The sequence below is a fragment of the Pseudalkalibacillus sp. NRS-1564 genome, assembly GCF_050467905.1.
Classification (GTDB): domain Bacteria; phylum Bacillota; class Bacilli; order Bacillales; family Guptibacillaceae; genus Guptibacillus; species Guptibacillus hwajinpoensis_B.
In genome coordinates, this window is record NZ_JBITPM010000005.1 from 59,628 (window position 1) to 81,187 (window position 21,560).

Annotated in this window: 21 protein-coding genes and 1 tRNA gene; 9 read left to right on the forward strand and 13 right to left on the reverse strand. The window is 40.6% G+C overall.

Translation table 11 applies throughout. The features are described from left to right. Genes ACIFPW_RS02255 through ACIFPW_RS02265 form a run of 3 tightly spaced genes read right to left on the reverse strand, consistent with a single transcriptional unit; the run spans position 1 to position 3,383 of the window. Complete coding sequence (locus ACIFPW_RS02255; RefSeq protein ID WP_430241701.1) at positions 1-1,083, reverse strand: ABC transporter ATP-binding protein; 1,083 nt, start codon at positions 1,081-1,083, stop codon at positions 1-3. A gap of 26 nt (positions 1,084-1,109) precedes the next feature. After that, complete coding sequence (locus tag ACIFPW_RS02260; protein WP_430241703.1) at positions 1,110-2,201, reverse strand: extracellular solute-binding protein; 1,092 nt, start codon at positions 2,199-2,201, stop codon at positions 1,110-1,112. A gap of 18 nt (positions 2,202-2,219) precedes the next feature. Then, entirely contained in the window at positions 2,220-3,383 is a 1,164-nt protein-coding gene (locus tag ACIFPW_RS02265; RefSeq protein ID WP_430241704.1) for an ROK family transcriptional regulator, read from the reverse strand. Between the two features lie 345 nt (positions 3,384-3,728). On the opposite strand from ACIFPW_RS02265, the gene ACIFPW_RS02270 reads away from it, so the two are divergent. Next, a complete protein-coding gene (locus tag ACIFPW_RS02270; RefSeq protein ID WP_430241706.1) occupies positions 3,729-6,260 on the forward strand; it encodes a PIG-L family deacetylase in 2,532 nt (843 codons plus the stop codon). Positions 6,261-6,358: 98 nt separating this feature from the next. On the opposite strand, the gene ACIFPW_RS02275 is transcribed toward ACIFPW_RS02270, so the two are convergent. The 3 genes from ACIFPW_RS02275 to ACIFPW_RS02285 form a co-directional block, all read right to left on the reverse strand. After that, entirely contained in the window at positions 6,359-7,210 is an 852-nt protein-coding gene (locus ACIFPW_RS02275) for a DegV family protein (RefSeq protein WP_430241708.1), read from the reverse strand. A 373-nt stretch (positions 7,211-7,583) separates the two neighbouring features. Then, positions 7,584-7,656 (reverse strand) — tRNA-Ala (locus ACIFPW_RS02280). A 200-nt stretch (positions 7,657-7,856) separates the two neighbouring features. After that, the gene (locus ACIFPW_RS02285; protein ID WP_430241709.1) at positions 7,857-8,033 is read right to left on the reverse strand and encodes a hypothetical protein; all 177 of its coding nucleotides are present in this window, start codon (positions 8,031-8,033) and stop codon (positions 7,857-7,859) included. A gap of 184 nt (positions 8,034-8,217) precedes the next feature. Here ACIFPW_RS02285 and ACIFPW_RS02290 point away from each other — a divergent pair, with 184 nt between their 5' ends. After that, the gene (locus ACIFPW_RS02290) at positions 8,218-8,811 is read left to right on the forward strand and encodes a Crp/Fnr family transcriptional regulator (RefSeq protein ID WP_430241711.1); all 594 of its coding nucleotides are present in this window, start codon (positions 8,218-8,220) and stop codon (positions 8,809-8,811) included. Here ACIFPW_RS02290 and ACIFPW_RS02295 read toward each other — a convergent pair. Then, the gene (locus tag ACIFPW_RS02295) at positions 8,808-9,518 is read right to left on the reverse strand and encodes a DUF4386 domain-containing protein (protein ID WP_430241712.1); all 711 of its coding nucleotides are present in this window, start codon (positions 9,516-9,518) and stop codon (positions 8,808-8,810) included. The two genes, ACIFPW_RS02290 and ACIFPW_RS02295, sit on opposite strands and share 4 nt — an antisense overlap. A gap of 243 nt (positions 9,519-9,761) precedes the next feature. Beyond that, the gene (locus tag ACIFPW_RS02300) at positions 9,762-10,070 is read right to left on the reverse strand and encodes a YggT family protein (protein ID WP_430241714.1); all 309 of its coding nucleotides are present in this window, start codon (positions 10,068-10,070) and stop codon (positions 9,762-9,764) included. 122 nt (positions 10,071-10,192) lie between these two features. Here ACIFPW_RS02300 and ACIFPW_RS02305 point away from each other — a divergent pair, with 122 nt between their 5' ends. After that, positions 10,193-11,185 carry a potassium channel family protein gene (locus tag ACIFPW_RS02305; RefSeq protein ID WP_430241715.1) on the forward strand — a complete coding sequence of 331 codons (993 nt, stop codon included), beginning with the start codon at positions 10,193-10,195 and terminating at the stop codon, positions 11,183-11,185. On the opposite strand, the gene ACIFPW_RS02310 is transcribed toward ACIFPW_RS02305, so the two are convergent. The 3 genes from ACIFPW_RS02310 to ACIFPW_RS02320 all read right to left on the reverse strand — a co-directional run bounded on the left by ACIFPW_RS02310 (position 11,176) and on the right by ACIFPW_RS02320 (position 14,672). Next, a complete protein-coding gene (locus tag ACIFPW_RS02310) occupies positions 11,176-11,586 on the reverse strand; it encodes a YugN-like family protein (protein ID WP_430241716.1) in 411 nt (136 codons plus the stop codon). The two genes, ACIFPW_RS02305 and ACIFPW_RS02310, sit on opposite strands and share 10 nt — an antisense overlap. 183 nt (positions 11,587-11,769) lie before the next feature. Then, positions 11,770-13,131, reverse strand: a complete 1,362-nt coding sequence (locus tag ACIFPW_RS02315; RefSeq protein WP_430241718.1) for a glucose-6-phosphate isomerase — start codon at positions 13,129-13,131, stop codon at positions 11,770-11,772. 377 nt (positions 13,132-13,508) lie between these two features. Next, entirely contained in the window at positions 13,509-14,672 is a 1,164-nt protein-coding gene (locus tag ACIFPW_RS02320; protein ID WP_430241720.1) for an iron-containing alcohol dehydrogenase, read from the reverse strand. A 309-nt stretch (positions 14,673-14,981) separates the two neighbouring features. Here ACIFPW_RS02320 and ACIFPW_RS02325 point away from each other — a divergent pair, with 309 nt between their 5' ends. Beyond that, complete coding sequence (locus ACIFPW_RS02325; RefSeq protein WP_430241721.1) at positions 14,982-15,212, forward strand: DUF378 domain-containing protein; 231 nt, start codon at positions 14,982-14,984, stop codon at positions 15,210-15,212. 41 nt (positions 15,213-15,253) lie between these two features. Here the strand turns inward: ACIFPW_RS02325 and yugI are convergent, their stop codons facing one another. Beyond that, positions 15,254-15,670: a S1 domain-containing post-transcriptional regulator GSP13 gene (yugI, locus tag ACIFPW_RS02330; protein WP_098444801.1), complete on the reverse strand. Its 417-nt coding sequence runs from the start codon at positions 15,668-15,670 to the stop codon at positions 15,254-15,256. A 312-nt stretch (positions 15,671-15,982) separates the two neighbouring features. On the opposite strand from yugI, the gene ACIFPW_RS02335 reads away from it, so the two are divergent. Both ACIFPW_RS02335 and ACIFPW_RS02340 read left to right on the forward strand, forming a co-directional pair. Then, the gene (locus ACIFPW_RS02335) at positions 15,983-17,323 is read left to right on the forward strand and encodes a sodium-dependent transporter (RefSeq protein ID WP_430241723.1); all 1,341 of its coding nucleotides are present in this window, start codon (positions 15,983-15,985) and stop codon (positions 17,321-17,323) included. A 202-nt stretch (positions 17,324-17,525) separates the two neighbouring features. After that, a complete protein-coding gene (locus tag ACIFPW_RS02340; RefSeq protein ID WP_283153756.1) occupies positions 17,526-18,353 on the forward strand; it encodes an alpha/beta fold hydrolase in 828 nt (275 codons plus the stop codon). A 24-nt stretch (positions 18,354-18,377) separates the two neighbouring features. Here the strand turns inward: ACIFPW_RS02340 and ACIFPW_RS02345 are convergent, their stop codons facing one another. Further along, a complete protein-coding gene (locus ACIFPW_RS02345; protein WP_430241725.1) occupies positions 18,378-18,707 on the reverse strand; it encodes a hypothetical protein in 330 nt (109 codons plus the stop codon). A 414-nt stretch (positions 18,708-19,121) separates the two neighbouring features. Here ACIFPW_RS02345 and ACIFPW_RS02350 point away from each other — a divergent pair, with 414 nt between their 5' ends. Genes ACIFPW_RS02350 through ACIFPW_RS02360 form a run of 3 tightly spaced genes read left to right on the forward strand, consistent with a single transcriptional unit; the run spans position 19,122 to position 21,530 of the window. Next, positions 19,122-19,841: a LiaF domain-containing protein gene (locus ACIFPW_RS02350; RefSeq protein WP_430241727.1), complete on the forward strand. Its 720-nt coding sequence runs from the start codon at positions 19,122-19,124 to the stop codon at positions 19,839-19,841. A 17-nt stretch (positions 19,842-19,858) separates the two neighbouring features. After that, positions 19,859-20,905: a HAMP domain-containing sensor histidine kinase gene (locus ACIFPW_RS02355; RefSeq protein WP_430241729.1), complete on the forward strand. Its 1,047-nt coding sequence runs from the start codon at positions 19,859-19,861 to the stop codon at positions 20,903-20,905. Continuing rightward, complete coding sequence (locus tag ACIFPW_RS02360; protein ID WP_430241730.1) at positions 20,892-21,530, forward strand: response regulator; 639 nt, start codon at positions 20,892-20,894, stop codon at positions 21,528-21,530. Before ACIFPW_RS02355 ends, ACIFPW_RS02360 begins: the two co-directional genes overlap by 14 nt. Positions 21,531-21,560: the final 30 nt, after the last annotated feature.

Below are 21,560 nucleotides of genomic sequence, written 5' to 3' on the forward strand. Positions count from 1 at the left end.
CTATCCCTCCTTTGCCACTGGAACGATTCGAACCTGATCAGGTGGTAGTTGAACATAAATATCAGATCCTTCTCGTAGATATGTACTCGGTCCCCGGTTTAAATCGGTTACTTTTAATGTGGTGTGACCTTCATTAACTTTAATGAAGCTATGAACAGACTCACCTGTGAATTGAACAAGATCTACTTTTCCTTTTAAAACATTCAAAGCTTCTAAATTTGTTTTTGATAAAATAATGGCTTCCGGTCGAACGGACATTTTAAAGCTGTCATTCTTACTGAAGACTTCTTCACCAGGGGGATCAGTATGAACAAGAAGGTTTAATGCCTCACAAAAAAACCCTCCATCCCTTTGCTTCACTTCAAACAAGTTCGTTTCGCCAATAAATTCAGCAACAAAATCATTTACCGGCTGATTGTAAATTTCTGTTGGTGTCCCAATCTGCTGGCAATTCCCCACGTTAAACACCGCGATGCGATCACTCATCGTAAGTGCCTCTACCTGATCATGCGTTACGTAGATTGTGGTAATTCCATATTCGCGCTGCAAGCGAAGAATTTCATTTCTCATCTCATCTCGTAATCTCGCATCAAGATTACTTAATGGTTCATCTAGTAATAAAATATCCGGCTCAATAACAAGCGCCCTTGCTAACGCGACCCGTTGCTGCTGTCCACCGCTTAACTGACTTACCTGACGATCAATAAATGCCTTTAAGCGCACTTTTTCTAACACATCTTCTACTCTTCTTTTTACCTCAGCTTTACTCACTTTTCTTACTTTTAACCCAAAGGCCACATTTTCAAAAACGGTCATATGAGGGAAAAGGGCATAGTTTTGGAAAACCATGCCCGTGTTTCTTTTTTCAGGTGACACTGTCGTCATATCACGATCATCGAATTTCACTTTCCCAGCTGAAGGATAATAAAATCCTGCGATCATCCTAAGAGTTGTTGTTTTTCCGCATCCACTTGGTCCAAGGAAAGTAAAAAATTCCCCTTCTTTAATCGTGATATCCAACTCTTTCACGGCAGTGACATCGCCAAATTGTTTTGTAATATTAGATAAGGTTACTGCAGTCATAACCAACAACTCCTCTTTCTGGAGATCTACTCTTCTTTTTGCTTTTCACTGTTTTTAATATTGTTGTCCCAGTATTCCATCCACTCATCAGACTTCTCCTGGAAAACTTCCCAATCGATCTCCATCGCATTGATTTCTGTTTCTTCAATCCACTCTGGAAGATCACTGATATCATCACGCGTTGGAATTCTGTAATATTTCTCGGCTAGCAACTTGGCAGCTTCTTCTGAATTAACAAACTCGTAAAAAGCTTTCGCAGCTTCTGGATGTGGCGCACCTTCAACAATCCCGATTCCTTCTGTTAAAACTGGAGTTCCACTCTCAGGAATCACATAGCTAAATGGATATCCCTTCTCTTCCGCTAACATAACAGTATCCGGCATATTCCAAACCGAAAGATTGCCTACGCCTTTCGCTACCTGGTTGTACATAATCTCTGGATTGGCCGCGTACTCTTTCGTATTCTCATCTAACTTCTGTAGCCATTCATACCCAGCATCAGGGCTATCAGTCTCTTTGTAATCCTTATAGATGATAGAAGAATAAATCGTGCGCATTGTACCTGAAGCAAGTGGATAACGAATGATTAATTCATCTTCCCATTTCGGATCCACAAGATCATCCCAGTCCTTCGGAGCGTCTTCTTCTGAGATTTCTTTATTATTGTAAAGAATCACTTCAGGTGTTTGAGAAGTACCTGTCCAATACCATTCTTCGTCATGATACATATCATCTAATGAACCAGCATAGCTTGGCTCATATTGCTGCAAAAGCCCATCCGTCTTGGCTTCATCGAACATCACTTGAGGTGCACCCCACCATATATCCGCTTGCGTATTATTCTTTTCGGAGCGAACCCTGTCTAGAATTTCCTGTGAACCAAGGTCGAGAAATTCCATGTCTACATCATATTCCGCTTCAAATTGTTTCTCGAATTCACTCAAAATATCTTTACCGTGCGGTGAGTATACGACAACCTTATCTTCCAAATCACCTTCACTTTCAGAGCCAGAATCCCCATCGCTACTTGCTTCTTCATTCCCTGCCATACACCCTGTTAGGATGATGCCGAACACTAGCATGGTAATTAACATCATCCATCGAAATTGACGTTTCATACATTCATTTCCCCCTTCTCATAATTGGATAATCGAATTATGTTCTTCAAGGAATAGCGCCGCTGCTCCAACGATTCCGGCTTCCTTTCCAAACGTTGACGGTACAATTTTGCAGCTCTGTGGTGTGAAATGCTCTACAATTTCAATTAACGAATGCTTATAATCCTCAAATGACTCGCTTACACCACCTCCTATAATGACGAGGTCTGGATCGAATAAAGACACATAATTAGCGATGCCAAATCCTAAATGTTCGATTGCTTTTTCAACCACTTCACTCGCATCCTCATCTCCTTTTTTCCAACTAATAAAAGCTTCTTTTGCCGTTAACGGCGTGTTCTTTACTTCAGAAAGTTTATTCCCGATGGATGAACCACTTGCGACACTCTCAAGAAACCCATAGCCCTCATAAGTGGGGTGATAGCTTTTTGCACTTTGAAAATCTGTCACTAAATATCCCATCTCACCCGCACTGTAACGACTTCCTCGAAAAAGTTTTCCGTTAATGATCATCCCACTGCCTATTCCTGTACCTATCGCGATAAAAATAAGATTTTGTAGCGACTTTCCGGCACCAAGCCACTGCTCACCAAGAACGCTCGTATTGACGTCATTTTCAACATAGATTGGAAACGGAAAGTACTCACTCGCTATTTTCCGAACGGGATACCGCTTCCACCGTAAACTAGGGGCATCCAATACAATGCCATGTTCCATGTTCGTTACACCTGGGACACCGATTCCCATCCCAAGGATTTTCTCATTACTTAACTGTAAATCACGAAGCATACTATTTACGTCTTTTTGTAAGCGCTTAAATAAATCTTTTTCAAGGTATTCACTTGTGGAAAATTCCCGATAAGCATGAACCTCTCCGTTTAAACATGTCACCCCAGAAGCTACTTTTGTACCGCCGATATCGACGCCAATCACATAAGCTGCTTTAGGATTAAAAACGAGATGAACAGGCTTCCGCCCCCCACTAATCGTCGATTCACCCGGTCCTTTCTCCTCGATCCACCCCTCTTGTAACAATTGTTCAACGATCAGTGAAACAGAGGGTTTACTAATTTGAATCCTTTTGGAAATCTGCGAGCGAGAAATCGGTTCAAAATCGCGAATACACGTCAACACAAGTTGTTTATTTATATTTTTGATAGATGCGGCATCGCCCTTTTGCATAAATGTGTACTCCTTTATAAATGATAAAAAACAAGCAGAAACATCCTTAGTTAGTTAAGGTTACTTACTAACGATTACTTTCATTTATAAAGGCTGAACAGAAAAATGTAAAATACTGTTTATGCCCTTTCTTACAAACTGAGAGTTATTTTGCTCAATAATGCTTCTAATTGCTATCTTTTAATATAAATTTAGAAAATTTTATTTATTTTGTTAAATAGTGACTATATGACTATCCAAACAGTACAAAAGTAGGTTCCATTTATTGGATTGATCTGCTTATAATGGTTTTAAGTTAGTTATATTCTGTTACTAACTAAGTTCAGAAGATGAAGGAGGATTTATTTGAAGGACCTGGGGAAGATTTTATTATCGTTGGTTTTGATCCTTTCTGCCTTTGGAACAAGCTCCATTAGTTTTGCGGAAGAGTCATCTACACAGGATGCAAACTTAGCATTGTGGGAATCTGTCGTTCCATTAACAACCACAGCAAGTTTCATGAATACGGGTGCCCATCCTGATGACGAGCGGAGTCATTTCCTCGCTTATTTATCAAGAGGGCAAGGTGTGGACACGTCCTTTCTACTCTCCACTCGTGGCCAGGGTGGTCAAAATGAAATCGGCAGCGAGCTTGGCGATGGACTAGGTATCATTCGCACAAACGAACTGCAAGCTTCATCGAAAGTCTTTGGAATCGAAACGTTTTTCTTAAACGAAGATTTTGAAGACAGCATCAAAGACTTTGGCTTCTCTAAAACACCTGAAGAAACGCTGAACAAATGGGGAGAAACGGAAACCTACGAACGACTCATTCACGACATCCGAACATTTAAACCAGACATCATTATGCCCTCTTTTCGCAACGTTGACTCCCAGCATGGTCATCACCGCGCCATGACATTGCTTACCCAAAAAGCATTTGAAGACGCAGCCGACTCTTCTGTTTTTCCTGAACAGCTTGAAGATGGCTTAACCACCTGGCAAGTAAAGAAACTCTACCTCCCTGCTGAAACAGAAGATCAAACCACCACTTCTATCCAAATCGGAATCTATGACGAACACTATGACATGACTTACCCGCAACTTGGTGAAAAAGCGCGTTACTTACACGAATCCCAAGGAATGGGAAGAGATGTTGGAGATGGCCCAGAAATCGTCAATCTTCAGCTAGTTAAATCAACAGTTGGCGATATTCCGGAACAGGAAGAAAGCATCTACGAAAACATTCCCTACGATTTCGCGGATTACGCTAACACCCTTTCAAAAGGCGGCAATAAGTACAAACAAAAGCTGATCCATCTTCAAAAGGATCTTGAAAAGGTGAAAAGTGCCTATCCTCACCACGAGAACGTACTAACTCAAGCTGAAAATGCGTACAAACAGATTCAAAAACTTATCAAGCAGATGGAGAAAGACAACAAGCTATCTGAGGATTTAAGAAACACTTTAAATCATAAGCTTCAAGTAAAAGAAGAACAGCTTACAAATACGATGTTTACAGCAGCCCAGTTGGAAGTAAAAGTTGAAGTAGCCGATCCACAATTAACACCAGGTGATACAACAAATTTAAGCGTTTCGATCATGAACAATGGCTTTGAAAAGATTAAAGATCTTTCTTCTACCCTTTCCATCCCAGAAGACTGGGTCATAAAAGGCCAGCATCACTCTTCCTCTTTAGCACCGGGAGAAGAGGTAATGTTCGATTACAACGTAAAAGCTACATCCAGAAACTATTATGATGCCTACACACCGGATGCGATTAAATCTAATATTCGTTTTAAAGTGAAAGGACAACCTGTTACAAAAGCCTTCACACCAACTGAACGCGTTGCCCTATTACCAGAGGTAGCTGTGAAACCATCTCCTGAGAATTTAGTGATGAACACAAAAGACATTGAAGAAAGTGTCACGATGGATGTAGAAGTTGAAAAATTTGCGGAAGGTGCTCTTGAAACAGACGTCTCCCTCCAGTTACCAGAGGGATGGACAGCTAAACCTGAATCGCAGGAAGTTTCATTTGGATCTGATGAACAAATGAAAGCCATTTCGTTTACACTAACGCCTCCACAGAATGTAGAAGAAGGCGAATTTCAAATTGTTCCGCAAGCACAGAGTGGAAACGAAACGATTAGTAAAAACGTCCAAATGATTCAGTACGATCATACTGGTACAAACTATTATGTATCAGATGCCGCGGTTAACGGCGTAGCCTTCCCGCTCGACTATCCTGAGGATCTTAAAATCGGCTATGTCGATAGCGGATTTGATAAGGTTGCCGATCAGTTATCGAATGTAGGTATGGATATTACCCAATTAACCGAGCAGGACTTAGCATCAGGAGATCTCTCTCAATACGATACGATCGTCACTGGAATCAGAGCGTATCTTTCAAGAGAAGACTTGCTACAGCATAACGAGCGCTTACTCGAATACGTCAACAATGGCGGTCACCTTGTCGTGCAATACAACAAACCATGGGATAACTGGGACACGAACACTACCGCACCATATGAACTAGAAATCGGACAGCCCTCGATCGAGTGGCGCGTCACCGATGAAGATGCTCCGATTAACGTATTAAAACCAGAAGCGACAATCTTTAATTATCCAAACAAGATCAAGCAATCAGACTGGAATGGCTGGGTGCAAGAAAGAGGCCTCTACTTCCCAATGAACTGGTCAGATGAATTTGAAGCGTACGTTAGCGTCGCTGATCCAGGGGAAGAGGCATTTGAAGGCGGAATTTTGAAAGCAGACTATGGTGAAGGAACGTACATTTATACAAACCTAGTCTGGTACCGTCAAATTCAGAATCAGGTACCTGGTGGGTATCGTATTTTTACTAACTTGGTTAGTTATCCTTATTACGAGGAGTGAGGTAAATAGAAGAACCGCCTGGAGATTTTCCAGGCGGTTTTTTTATCGTAGTTAGCTGTATCGATTTTTTTTGCAATCAATACTAGTCTAGCGTTTAATTATTGCTCTAATCCCGCTATCCCGTAGCCCCCGGCCCCAGAATGAGTCGAAATCATACCGCCCGCTTGGATCCATCTTATATTTTGAAATCCGCTTTCTTTGGCAACCTCATCCATCCGCTGCTTGATCTTTTCATCAAGACCTATCGAATAAATAAAATAAAGCTGCTCTCGATCGATGTGGAATTCATTTAAGTAATCTCTCAAAAGCTTTTCACTAGCTCCGATCATTTTCCCGCGATACTTCTTTGTAGACATGAGCTTTCCATCCTTCAACTCGATGCATGGCTTTATTTTCAACAGAGCTCCAATCAGTGAAGCCATATTGCTTACCCTTCCTCCTGCTTTAAGAAAATCAAGGCTGCCTGGGATGAAAGCCAGTCTTGATTTAGGAACAATTGCCTCTATTTTTTCAACTAAGCTTTCCGCTCCAATGTCAGGTTCTTTTTCTAAAACTTTAGCGGCATACAATACAATCGCAGCTAATCCTCCAGTAACGTTCAGAGCATCAATGAGAAAAATGTCTTCAAATTCTTCCGCAGCAATGACGGCATTTTGAAAAGAAGAAGAAGCTTTTGATGTATACCCAATATGTACAATGATGCAATCTGGGGAATTCTCTCTTATCGTCGAAAAAAACTCTTGATACTCATGAGCATTTGTAGAGGTAGTAGAAGGGATTTTTTTCGTGTGTTCGTAATAGTCATAAATATCCTGGACCGGCAATGAACCGTCTAAATAATCCTTACCATCCATAATAATGTGCATGGGAACGACTTGAATATCGTACTTTTCAGCTAAATCCTCCGGTATGTCGGCACCGCTTTCAGTGGATAAGATAATCCTTCGCATTCGATTTCCCCCTTGGTTATATTTAGGACCGTCTACACTCTTCCTGCATTATGCTTTAACTATACAGGAGAAAACCTTATTAGCGTTGTGATTCATTTTTATCCTCCTTACTTTTAGTACATTTAGGTGGATTAATTAGTACTTCAGGAGAGAGAAAAAACGGCTTCTTTTCTCTCTCGCATACGCATTTCTGCCAAAAACTTCCCACTATTCCCTCCGCAGTTTCATCACAATACTATTTTTCTTATGTAAAAATGGTTCAATTCCCAAAATAGAATCAAAGAATCGTGGAAAATTTAGCTCGATTCATCGTCAAGATGTATTGAAAAAGGTAAAAAACCCCTCTTGCATATGCAAGAAGGGTTTCCAATGATGGAGCATAGCGGGCTCGAACCGCTGACCTCTACACTGCCAGTGTAGCGCTCTCCCAGCTGAGCTAATGCCCCGTATTATGACAGCGATTTCCTGTCGACAAGATTTATTTTATCATAGCTTTTATTGTGAGGGCAACTTATTTTTTGAAATATGCGAAAGTACATAAATCTCATTTCGAAATGGCAGCCTCTATATCAAAAGCCCCTTAACATCATACCAATGTACATAAAGTATAATGTACACAAAGTATTTTGAGGGGCTTTTACTCATTCTAAAACTTTTCTTCTTCTTCCCCTGCTTCTTCTTTTAATTCCAACTTCCTTTTTTCCAACTCCAGTTTCTTTTCCTCTACCTCTAACTTCTTCTTTTTCAAGTCAAAATTCATTACAAAATATAAAAAGATAAACGTCATCCCAACGATTACGGATATAAATAAAAATAGGTCCAAACAAATCTCCTCCAATATTTAGCTTCGTTCATTAAGTATACTTATAAAAATAAACATCATGTTCATTTTTCTTTATTCAACCTGCAATGTTGGTTGAATAAGCTGTTTTAAACTGCCTTACCTCTACCTGTTTAGTGATGCTATACTAAAAGATATATACAATTTTGATAAGGGAGATGAATTCATGAAAGATATCCTTATCCAATATATGAAACGGTTTTCGGATCTCAGTGAATCCGAATTAAGAAAGCTGACAATCGATATTCCTGTTGCTACGTTTAAGAAAGGAACGGTCCTTTTACATCAAGGTGAAGTTCCTGACAAATGCTATTTTGTTTTAAAGGGATGTGTACGGCTTTACGGTGTCGATAAAAATGGAAAGGAGAATACGTTCAATTTCTATACGGAAGAACAAAGTGTCACGATTTTTAATCAGCATACTCCCGACAAAATTTCTCCATACTCTCTTAGCTGCTTGGAAGACTGTACGCTTATTGTAGGTGATTTATCTACTGAGCAGGAAGCTTACGACATGCATCCGGTATTAGAAGAACTGACTCGCAAAATGATTGAAGAAGATATGGGTGCTATGAGGGATAATTTCGCCTCCTTCATTTCTTCGACGCCAGAAGAGCGCTACCACAATTTGATGGAAAAAAGACCCGATTTAATTGACCGGGTTCCCCAGTACCAACTAGCAAGCTACCTGGGAATTAAGCCAGAATCTTTAAGTCGTATCAAGAAGAGGTCCTTATCTAATCTCAGGATTGTAGATTAGTCCATTGTTATTTTTCTTCCTTTTACGAATAACCAGATCCCAAAACCTAATTCACCGATGACCATGGGAGCCATCAGAATTAATTCTAGTAGCCCAATAACGTTTTCAATTTGTGGGATGAAATTGTACATGAAATGAACTAGCGAGTAGCTGAAGCCTGCTAAAACAACTAGAATACTAATCACTTTTGGTATCATTATTGTTTTCATTGCGATCAACCCGACTACGATCAGATGAAGGCCAAAAATGATTAATCCAAATGACCAAATGGCTTCAAAAGCTGTGATGGAATCCCTCGCTTGCTGTGCCACGCGCGATGACGTACCTAACTCTGAATTTTGAACAACACTATTGGTTATCACTAGATGTGAAACCGCATTGGCTAGAATGGCTGTGTAAAGGAAACGAAGCCAGCCGGCTAATAATGCGTAACCAGGATGAAACGGCTTCAAGAAAACATAAAAGCCCCACGAAATAATTAAATCCATAATGATAATGATGAGCCATCCAAGTACCTCAAGACGAAACAAGACTTGAGATGCTTGGATGTTTTTTAATGTTGTTACTGCATCTCCCTCAATGACTAATGAGCTATGAACATACCCTTGAGCAAAAAATGCAGCAAATGTCATGATAAGTAATGCAATTGCTGAAAAGACTGCTGCTTTTTGCTGCATGTTTTGATTAGTTGTTGTCTTTAATTCCATATAAGAGCCTCCTCGACTTTGAAGTTAAATCTATTGTATTTCGTCTGAGGAAGACTTTCATTGACTTAAATCAAGAATATACTATTTTTTAAAATTTGGGCAGGTAAATAGCTTAGTAGTTCGATTCTATTTTACTTCAAAATAAAACCCTCTTACGGTTGCAAGAGGGTTTCTTCTTGTTCTATTACATAATAAAAGTCGTATAACCAATAAAAGAAACGCTGTCCCAGCGTTTCTCATCTCTTATCTTCTCTCCCGACTCGTTAATCCCATTGCCACAAACCGTACAATGAGTGATGCCACGATACTATACACAATCAGTGCAAACACTGCAGAGAATTCAACGACATATTGTCCAGCGAATTCCGTCGTTGGAAAGATGTTTCGAAATGGATATAATAATGGCGCTGAAAAGTCATAGATCCACTGCACGAATGGAGCTGTTGGATTTGCGCTGAATAATTTCAGCAATATGCGAATTCCAAGAATCGCTTGGATAATGCCAAAGATCAGGCGTACGAGCGAGACGAGGAATGATGATAGTGCTCTCATGTTTCTTCACCCTTTTTGTCCTGTCATATCCTTTCTTTACCCTGTTGCGATTGATCACACACGTGTCGTTTTTTTCCAGTGATTGATGGGCATAATGGATGTGGAGAAAGGAGCGTTTTACTTTGAGATTACGTGACTTAGTTTATTATATATCCCGCTATCCGCCTGTATTACAACTAGGTGCACTGATTGTGCTGATTCTTATAACGATGGGCTTTATCATGCATCTGGTGGAGCCGGAAATGTTTCCGACCGTTTTCGATGGGGTGTGGTTTGCGATCGTGACGGCTTCCACGATTGGGTACGGTGATACATCACCTGAGACGGTGAGAGGGAAAGCTTTTGCGATGGTGTTTATTATGTTTGGCGCTGGCTTTATGACGTTTTATATGGCGAAGCTTGCTTCTTCCTTTGTGATGACGCAGGGTGCGCTTGGCCGTGGAGAGCGAAGTTACGAGCGAGCCAATCATGTAGTTGTGGTTGGTTGGAATTCGCGCAGCAGACATACGATCAAGGCACTGTTATCCAATCAGCCTGAACGATCCATCGTGCTCATTGATCATTCGCTTACGGAAAACCCACTTCAAAAAGAAGGTATTCATTTCATTCGTGGAAACCCTGGTGAGGACAGCACATTACGAAAGGCGAAGATTAGCGATGCGCATACCGTTCTTATCACAGCGGATCAGTATAAAAGTGAAATTGAAGTGGATATGCAAACAATTCTTACCCTTTTAACTGTAAAAGGGATCAACCCTTCGGTGTATACAATTGTGGAAATTCTTTCGCCTGAGCAAATTGTGAATGCTGAGCGAGCTGGTGCAAATGAGGTAATCGAAAGTGCCCACCTACTCAGTACAGTTATGACGAATAGCGTCTTTTCTCATGGGATTTCGACCACTTTACTTGAGATGTTAACGCATTTAAAGCCTAATCAGCTTGATTTCATGAGTGCTGAGTCGTTTAGTGAAGAGTCCTTTTGTGATGTAGCACAGCAACTAAATGAAAAAGATATCCTGATGATCGGTGTAAAAAGAGGGAGTGAGCTCGTCATGAACCCCTCCCCTTCATTTCTTATTGCATCTGATGATCTCTTACTCGTGATTCACACATAAGATGAGAGCGCGGCGTCTAGTTCTTTCACGTATCGCTCTCCGTATTTCAGCCATTCTTCATCAATTTCAGCATCTTTATTTGTGGGCTCTTGGAACTGATTAAACGACGCTGAGATATTCCCGATATTGCCCTCAGGATCAACACCTGCCTGATACATATGAGAGAGCATGAAAGGCTGTCCAATTTCAACAATTGCCCCATCCGCATCAAGCTCTTTTTTCACAGCTTTAATTGGTACTCTTAGAAAAAGATATCCGTCTTCATCATCGATTTTATAGTCGAAATAGCCGTGATCGTATTCCCAGCCGCCTCCATAGCTATAGCCTAATTGGCGGAGCTTGTCTCCCATAATACTAAGTTCGATCGTTTTCCCTTCAAGCACGGAATTCATTGGAATCATGTGCGCTTCCTCCCTGTTTACGTAGTCTACGCTTATCGTGTCCAATGAGGGAGATTTCATGAATAAAAAAGCGCAAGCGCTCGATTAGTTCCGACAAGTGCTGGAGCTAGACCTCACTGAATTTTATTCTTACTTATCTTTGAATAAAAAAAGAGAGCGCCGAGGCACTCTCTCTTGTTCGTTCTATTCGTTTGTCTTAAGGCGATCCTCAAGCTCAGCTTTTTCTTTTTCGAATCCTGGTTTACCAAGAAGCGCAAACATGTTTGTTTTGTATGCTTCTACTCCTGGCTGATCGAATGGATTCACGCCAAGTAGGTAACCGGAAACAGCACATGCTTTTTCAAAGAAATAAGCAAGGTAACCGAAGTGGTAAGGCGTCATTTCAGGGATGTTCACAATCAAGTTCGGAACATCACCATCTGTATGAGCAAGCATTGTACCTTCGAATGCTTTCTGGTTAACAAAGTCCATTGTTTCACCAGCAAGGTAGTTCAGCTTGTCTAGGTTCTTGTCGTCTTCTTCTATTGTGATCTCATGACGCGCTTTCCCAACGTTCAATACTGTTTCAAACAGGCTACGACGGCCGTCTTGAACATATTGACCCATGGAGTGAAGATCTGTTGAGAAATCAACGGATGCTGGATAAAGACCTTTGTTGTCTTTTCCTTCACTTTCTCCAAAGAGCTGTTTCCACCACTCAGAGAAATAGTGTAGAGATGGCTCATAGTTCACTAGAAGCTCGATGTTCTTGCCTTTGTTGTAAAGGGCATTACGAACCGCTGCATACTGATAAGCCTGGTTAGATTCAATGTCAGATGTGTCCAAGTCATCTTGTGCATCTTGAGCACCTTTCATCATCTCTTCAATGGAGATTCCACTTGCTGCGATTGGAAGAAGTCCAACAGCTGTAAGAACAGAATAACGTCCACCAACATCATCAGGAATCACGAAGCTTTCGTATCCTTCTTCGTCAGCTAGTGTCTTAAGAGCACCTTTTGACTTGTCAGTAGTCGCATAGATGCGACGACGAGCTTCTTCTACGCCGTATTTTTCTTCAAGGAACTTACGGAAAATACGGAACGCGATTGCGGGCTCTGTCGTTGTACCTGATTTTGAAATGACGTTAACGGAAACGTCTTTGCCTTCAAGTACGCTAAAGAGATCCTGTACGTAAGTTGAGCTAATGTTGTTACCTACGAAGAAAACTTGTGGTGTTTTGCGCTCTTCTTTTGTTAGAACGTTATAGAAAGAATGGTTCAGCATTTCGATTGCTGCACGAGCACCTAAATAAGAACCACCGATACCAACAACAAGAAGCACGTCAGAATCTGATTTGATTTTCTCAGCAGATTTCTGAATGCGTGAGAATTCTTCTTTATCATAATCATGTGGAAGCGTTAGCCAGCCAAGAAAATCGTTGCCAGCCCCTGTTCCATTATGTAGCGCATCGTGTGCAGCCTTCACTGCATCCGCCATGTATGTTACTTCATGTTCGCCAACAAACGACAATGCTTTTGAATAATCAAAACTTACTTTTGAAGTCATAATTAGCCTCCAATTATCATTTTTTTGTTCTTCACTCACGTTTTACTTTAGCCCAAGACCCATTCGAAATCAAGAACACCGACCCATGTAAGCGATTACCTGGAGAGATTTCTTTCTAAACTCGTTTGACCTTGTGTCCTTATTCACTTCGGAGGACAAATTTCTTCGCTCGATTTTTGACACATTCGATTGAAACCTGAGTTTCAATCGCCTTTAAGCTCCGCTTAAAGGTCGCTGTGTTCGGCAGCCCAGGTGAGCAAATTCATTTGCTCTAACCGGGGCTGCCGAACACAGCGAAAATGGGTCAAAAATCATCCCTAGCTAAAAAGCATAACAAAAAGAACCGCTCCAAAACGGAACGGTCCTATCATTTCACCTTATAGAGAAGCCTTCAAAATCGCCATCACGTCGTCGCGCTCAAGGGATTTGAAATTACCAAACGCCCCATTAGCCATCGCACGGTCAGCGATAAGATCAAGCTGGCTATCGTCAATGTCGTAATCAGCAAGACGGTTTGGTGCACCAAGGCTGCTCCAGAACGCACTTAGCTTGTCGATACCTTCAAGCGCAACATCGCGATCTGATTTACCTTCTTCGCTTACGCCAAGAACTTTGACAGCAAGACGCTTGAACTTATCAACGTTCACGTCAAGGTTGTGTTTCATTAAGTTCGGGAAGAGAATTGCAAGGCCACCAGCGTGTGGAATATCATAAACAGCTGATATCGCGTGTTCAATGTTGTGAGAAGCCCAGTCGCCGCGAACACCCATCTGTAGAGATTGGTTGAGCGCTACTGCACCACTCAACATGATTGTTGCACGGTGGTCGTAGTTTTGCATATCTTCAAGAAGTTTTGGAGCTGTGTTCATCACTGTTTCAAGAACAGAGAACTGCATGTTTTCTTGTAGCTCTGTATTTGATTCAGGGTGAAGGTACTGTTCAAGTACGTGAGACATCATGTCCACCATGCCGTAAACTGTATGGTTTTTTGGCACTGTGTACGTATTCTCAGGATCTAGAATAGAAAATTTCGGGTGTACAAGTGGATGTCCCCAACCGTATTTCTCTTGTGTATCCCAGTTTGTGATAACAGAACCTGGGTTCATTTCTGAACCAGTTGCTGCTAGCGTTAGAACTGTACCGAATGGAAGAGCTGCTTCAGGGAATGCTTTTTTCGTTACGAAGTCCCAAGCGTCTCCATCATATTTAGCACCTGCAGAAATAGCTTTTGTGCAGTCAATAACACTACCGCCACCTACTGCTAGGATGAAATCAATGTTGTTTTCTTTACAAATATCGACACCTTTATGAACAGTTGTTAGGCGTGGGTTTGGTTCAACGCCGCTAAGTTCAAATACTTCAGCACCGATTTCGTTTAATGTGTTCATTACGCTATCGTAAACACCATTTTTCTTGATGCTTCCTCCGCCATAAACAACGAGGACTCTTTTTCCGTATTGTGGCACTTCAGTTTTGAGCGCTTCTAGCTGCCCTTTACCGAAGATCAATTTTGTTGGATTTTGGAAAGTAAAATTATTCAATGTTATGTCCTCCTTTAATTCAAATCACGTTTAACTTCGCTTTTAGGCGCAATAAAAACTCACCCTTTATCTTTAGTAATGCAAGAAATTTAGGTGAGAGTAAATGACCACCAAAACGATTGATTCGTGCAACTAACCATCAGAAATAAATAGCTTTGATGGAAGTTCCATTTTATTATGCCTCAATCAATTATTAAAATAAAGCAATCTGCTTATAGGAATTAAGTGGAGCCGCTATGTATAATTTGGTGAAGTTTTAATCATCTTATAGAAGAATCATTATGTTTCCTAATAAAAGGAGGTATTCTTATGAGCACATTACAACGATTTGCTCTTGCGTTAGTGATCATCGGAGCGGTCAACTGGGGCCTCATTGGATTTTTCCAATTTGACCTTGTCGCGACAATTTTCGGTGGACAAAATGCTGCACTTGCTCGAATTGTCTATGGCCTAGTTGGGCTAAGTGGGCTATATTGCCTAACATTACTTTTCAAACCTACAGAAGAGCTTTCACATGATCCCGATCGCGCAACAACATAAAAAAAAAGAAGGCAGCCGCGGCTGCCTTCTTTCGTCATTACTTACTTCTTCAGACGCTTGTTCAATTGAGCTTGACGGTCGTTAGATTCTTTCAACCAGTCTTTAAGCTTATCTTCAAGCGTGTTGAAGCCTTGTGGAGAAGAAGTTTGTTGTGGTTTCTTGTTTCCGCCGCTCGGTGCTGCCGGGCGAGGCTTTCTTTCCGGACGCTCAGGTTTAGGCTGAGTAGCACGGATTGAAAGAGAGATTTTACCGGAACCTTCTTCAATGTTAAGGATTTTAACCTTAACTTCGTCTCCTACAGTAAGTTGATCTTCGATATTTTTTACGTACCCGTGAGAGATTTCAGAAATGTGAACTAGTCCTTGCTTTTGGTCGTCAATTGCAACGAAAGCACCAAAAGGCTTAATACCAGTTACCTTCCCTTCAACGATATCACCGACGTTATATTGCTCTGCCATGAAAACACTCCTAACAAATTTTTTCAACTTTACTAGTATAACATAGATTTCTAATCTAGACAAAACATCATACTAGCCTTTTCTAAGAATCATACCTTTCTATTGAAGGAATAGCAAGACAAGAATGTATTATAAAGCATTTACTTTCAAATTAAAATAAACAGAGGGAATGGCTGGTACTTCAGTAATATCAAGGTTTATAGCGTGTGGTAAATAAATACATGAATATTTGATATTGACTGAATTCTTTCCGCTCGCTATAGTGATAAAATGCCATTCAATTGGACTTACTATATTGTATGAGGTGACAAGATGAAATCAAATGATCAATGGTCGTCAAGATTCGGATTTATTTTGGCTTCAGCTGGATCAGCTATCGGGCTTGGTGCACTGTGGAAATTTCCATATATGGCGGGTACAAATGGTGGAGCAGCATTTTTCCTTATTTTTCTTCTTTTCACTGTTTTAGTCGGTGCGCCAATGCTTCTTGCGGAATTTGTTGTTGGGAGACACTCACAGCAAAATGCCGTTTCTTCTTATGAATCCATTTCTGGGAAAGCAAGCTGGAAATGGCTTGGTTATCTAGGCGTTATCGCCTCCTTCATTATTCTTTCCTTCTATAGTGTCATTGGAGGATGGGTGATTACGTACTTAACAAGAAGCTTCTCGGGGTCACTTACAGGACTTCAAAATAGCCGTTACGAAGAGTTGTTTGGGGAAGTCATTGGAAGTCCTTCAACCGCTCTTCTCACACAGGCTCTTTTCTTAGCGATAACAGTAGCCATTGTGCAATTCGGTATTCAAAAAGGGATCGAAACAGCAAGCCGTTATATGATGCCAGCTCTCTTTATTCTTTTTCTTGTGCTTGTTGGGCGTTCGCTTTCTCTTGATGGCGCAATGGAAGGGGTCTCCTTCTTTTTAAAGCCTGATTTCTCTATGTTATCAGCAGAAGGTGTTCTTGATGCCCTTGGCCAATCGTTCTTTGCGCTCAGCGTCGGGATCTCCTTAATGGTTACGTACAGCTCTTACCTTGATAGAAAAGCTGATTTAACTGGATCTGTAGTATCAGTCGTTAGCCTGAACGTGTTAATCTCATTTCTAGCTGGACTTGCCATCTTCCCTGCTGTTTTTGCATTTGGATTTGAACCGACAGAAGGACCTGGACTTATTTTCACTGTTCTTCCTGCTGTTTTTAATCAAATGGCATTTGGCGGTTTGTTTTTCACAGTTTTTCTAGCGCTTTTGCTATTTGCAACGTTAACATCAGCTTTTTCCTTGATGGAAATCATTGTTTCTACAGTAACGCGCGGTAAAGGAAATCGTAAGAAAGTTTCCTGGATCGCAGGATTCTGCGTATTCTTACTCGGGATCCCTTCCGCTTTGTCATTTGGTGTCCTTGGAGACATATCCATATTTGGCAGAACAATTTTTGATACGATGGACTTTCTGGCAAGTAACTTATTAATGCCAATCGGTGCCCTTCTTATCTCTATTTTCGTTTCTCGGAAGATGAAGAAAGAAATATTAGCTGACGAAGTGATGATGTCTTCTAAAATAGGGCGGGTCATTTTCCTACTCTGGTATGGTTTAATTCGTTACTTTGTCCCAGCTGCCATCACAATTGTCCTCGTTACATCTTTACTTTCATATTAATTTCTTTTATATGTATATTCTTTTTCTAAAGTGGGAATAACAGGAGTAGTAAGCTATCTATATTCCCCCTTTTGAAGACGAGGCCAACGCCTCGTCTCTTTTTTTGTCTTCTCATTCGGCCCTTCAACTTTATAAGAGTAGGATAAAGTATGACTAAGTAAGCCAAACTTTAAATAGCGAATGGAGGAGAGGTGATGAAACCATGTCTATCCCAAGTAAGGAACGGATACAAATCGACAACGTGACGTTGGCATATGAGTATTACAAACATACTAACCCTCATGTCCATACACTTGTCTTCATTCATGGCTTCCTTTCTTCTTCCTTTAGTTTTCGTAAGCTTCTTCCCCTTCTTAAAAAGAACTATCACTTATTGTGCTTTGATTTACCAGGCTTCGGCGAGAGCGAAAAGAACTGTGATATCCATTATTCGCTTCATGAGTATGCTGCTCTTACAAATCGACTTCTTGAACGAATGCAAATTTCAAAAGCTATCTTGATTGGACATTCAATGGGCGGACAAATTGCTCTTCGCGCTTGTATTCAGCACCCAGAACGAATTGAAAAGCTTATTCTCCTATGTAGCTCAAGCTATATTAAATCGTCTTCATTAGGTATTCGATTATGCTCTTATCTCCCTTTCTTTCCGTTTTGTCTTAGCTTCTCAATGAGTGCCATTAATTTAAGAAAGAATTTTGAACATCTCGTTTATGACCATAAGCTACTCACGCAAGAAGTCATCGATGGCTACACATCGAGTTTTAATGAAAAAGGTTTCTTTCTTGCGCTTTCTCGCCTCATACGAGATCGAGAAGAGGATTTATCTACGAGCACATTAAATAAAATTAATTTCCCTACCCTCTTAATTTGGGGAACCGACGACCGTCTTGTACCTATACGCGTAGGTGAACGCATGAAAAAAGACCTGCCTGACGCAGATCTTCTTACCCTCTCTCATACTGGACACCTTATCCCAGAAGAAAGGCCTGTGGAAGTGTCACAAGCCATTCACCAATTCCTACAAACATAACAAAAACCGCACCTTGGAGAGCGGTTATTTGTTTGCGACTAATTGTGGTTCTTCTTTTAATAAAATACTTAAAAATCCTGAAGTTACGAGAAAAGCTGCTGGGATAATATAAAAAACCGATAGAAAAATAATTCCTCCTGCTGCTGAAACGAGGAGGCTAAACCCTCCTACAATAGGTCTTGTTTTCACAAAATAACAACCTAGTACAGCAAACGCTGGAAAAATAAAAGCAGTTAAAAACGAAATATCTTTGACTTGAATTAGAGGTATCACATTAAACCTTGAGAGCACTGCTGCGATAATGCCTAGAACACATCCAGCAACGGCCAGTTTAAACATGCGCTTTTGTTTCATTTTATTCCCTCTCTCATTTTGAACCATACTCTTCTTACATCTATTCGAGTTCGAAACGCTTCATCCTTCTCTTCTTTCATACTTTCCACTAAACGATTCCATTTTAACATGAAAATTCAGCCTTAAGACTGAGAAAAGTTCAATCGTAAGAAACTCCAATTCCCTCACATATTCCTATACACTCTAGATAGAGACGGATTGATAACAATTATTAATATTTCACTATTGTAACCGCGATCGTATTTGGAAACTAGTATCAAAACAAACCATTACACCACACTATTTCCCTAAAAGGAAATATATTCTTCCAGATTCAAGTTACTTCAAGTGACGATCCAGTGTTATTGCAGGAAACAAGCTATCAACTGTCAAATATGTTCATGTATAGGAGACAGAATGAATTGAGGAGATTAGATGAAACGTATACAAACTGGACGATTCCTCGCCGCGATTTTTTTCGTTGCTCTCGGAATCTTTCTTCTTCTTATAAATATCGGCATTATTTCCATGGAAATGACGGAGGCAATTGTCTTTTTTTATCCCTTCTTGTTGTTTCTGCTCGGTGGAAAGTACCTTTTTGATGCCCTCTTACCTTCAACGAGAAGGAAGAAATGGACAACCGGTGTGCTACTACTCACCTTTGGACTACTTCTGATCCTTGATCGTTTGGAGGTAATTGACTTTAGTTTCTGGAGTATTCGGAAACTATGGCCGCTTATATTCGTAATGATTGGTTTTAAGTTCCTGGGGAAATTTCGAAAAAGCCAGGGATTCAGTCTCGTGAAAGACCATTCCTATAATAAGCCAAATTGGCAGGTGCATACGATGAATGATTGGAGTTTTGTGTGCGATTATAACTTCGATTTTTCAACAACTCTTATCCCAGAGGAAGAAACCGTTATTACGCTATCAGGATTTGTTGGTGATATTAATATTATTTTCCCAGATGATATCCCATTTAAGATTGACGGCACAGCCCATGTACTTTCGGCTACAATTGATCAGCATAATCAGGACAACGTCGGAAAAGGTCACGGCTTAACTTACAAAACAGACGATTTCGATGACGCTCTCCAACGAATCGTATTCTATCTTGACTTCTCCGTACTTGATTTACGAGTTGATCGGATTTAGAGAAAGGTGCCATAGATGTGAATAAATCAACGCTCAGATGGAAATTACTCAAGTCGCTTCTTTATACTGCTTTATTTACCGGGGTTCTTTATTTCCTAGTTATCCAAATTGCACTGTTTTTCCAGCCTAATGCCGTATCTGTGCTATTCAGTTTACTATCACCGCTTTTAGTCATGCTTCTTGTGGTTCTGTTAGGAAGCTATTTCAGCTATAAAGATACACTCTCCATCAGAAATCGACTTGAAGATATCTCCACCCAAATCATCATTCTTTCGAGAGGCAAGTTCACTGAAAAAATGGAAATGACAGACAAAGATGAAATTGGTCGGATTAGTAATGAATTAAACGAACTGGCTGATAAGCTTCAGAAGCAAGTAACCTCTCTACAGAATTTAGTTAACCAAAAAGCGGATTTAGCTGAGAAAGCAAGAGGAGCAGCCATTATCGAGGAACGTCAACGACTTGCAAGAGACCTTCATGATGCTGTCAGTCAACAGCTTTTCGCGCTAAATATGATGTCTTCTGCTTCCATAAAGATGATGGATCGAGATATTGAAACCGCTAAATCACAAATGTTGGATGTCGCAGATCTCGCAAGTAAAGCACAAGTTGAAATGAGAGCACTTCTACTCCACCTCCGTCCGATTCACCTATCTGAAGATTCATTATGCGAAGGGGTGAGAAAGCTTGTCGATGAGTTAGAAAAAAAATCCGGGGTTACCTTTCACGTCACACTAAATGATCTTCCCGACCTTTCTAACGGAATTGAAGAGAATTTATTCCGAATCGTTCAAGAAAGCCTCGGGAATGCACTCCGGCATGCTGAAGCATCTGTAATTCGAATTACTGTTAAGCTTAAGAAAAACCAGTTTTTATTACATATAAAAGATAATGGAAAAGGGTTTGAAATGAATGAAAACAAAAAAGGAGCATACGGACTAGGTTCTATGCAAGAGCGATGCGATGAAATCGGCGGACAGTTCCGCATCTCTTCTCGCGCTGGTGAAGGAACCCTGGTTGAAGTACGTGTGCCGTTGGAGGGTTTGAACGATGCCAGAGATTAAGATGATGATTGTTGATGACCACGATATGGTCCGAAAAGGATTGAAAGCTTACCTTCTGACAGAACCAGATTTTCAAATCGTAGGCGAAGCTTCTAATGGTAAGGAAGCTGTCACTCTAGTGAATGAAATGGATCCTGATGTGATCTTAATGGATCTTATTATGCCAGAGATGACGGGCATTGAGGCAACAAAAGAAATCATGACCCTGAGGCCAAATGCAAAGATCATTATCATAACAAGTTTCTATGATGATGAGCAGGTGTTTCCTGCGATTGAAGCAGGTGCCTTTAGCTACCTTCTAAAAACAGCTTCTGCTGATGAAATTATCTCGACCATTCGTAAGGCTGTTCAGGATGAAAGCGTAATCGAACAGAAGGTCGCTCAAAAAATGATGAACCAATTACGCTCAAATCAAAAGAAGTCTTTGCATGATGATCTAACAAAACGCGAAAAAGAAGTTCTGCTATTAATAGGCGAAGGAAAAACAAATAATCAAATTGCCGAAGAACTATACATTGGATTAAAAACAGTGAAAACACATGTAAGTAATATTTTGGGGAAACTCGGTGTCAATGATCGAACTCAGGCTGCAGTTTATGCGATAAGAAACGGCATGGTTCGTTAACACGTAACCTTCTAGAATATGCCTTTTAGT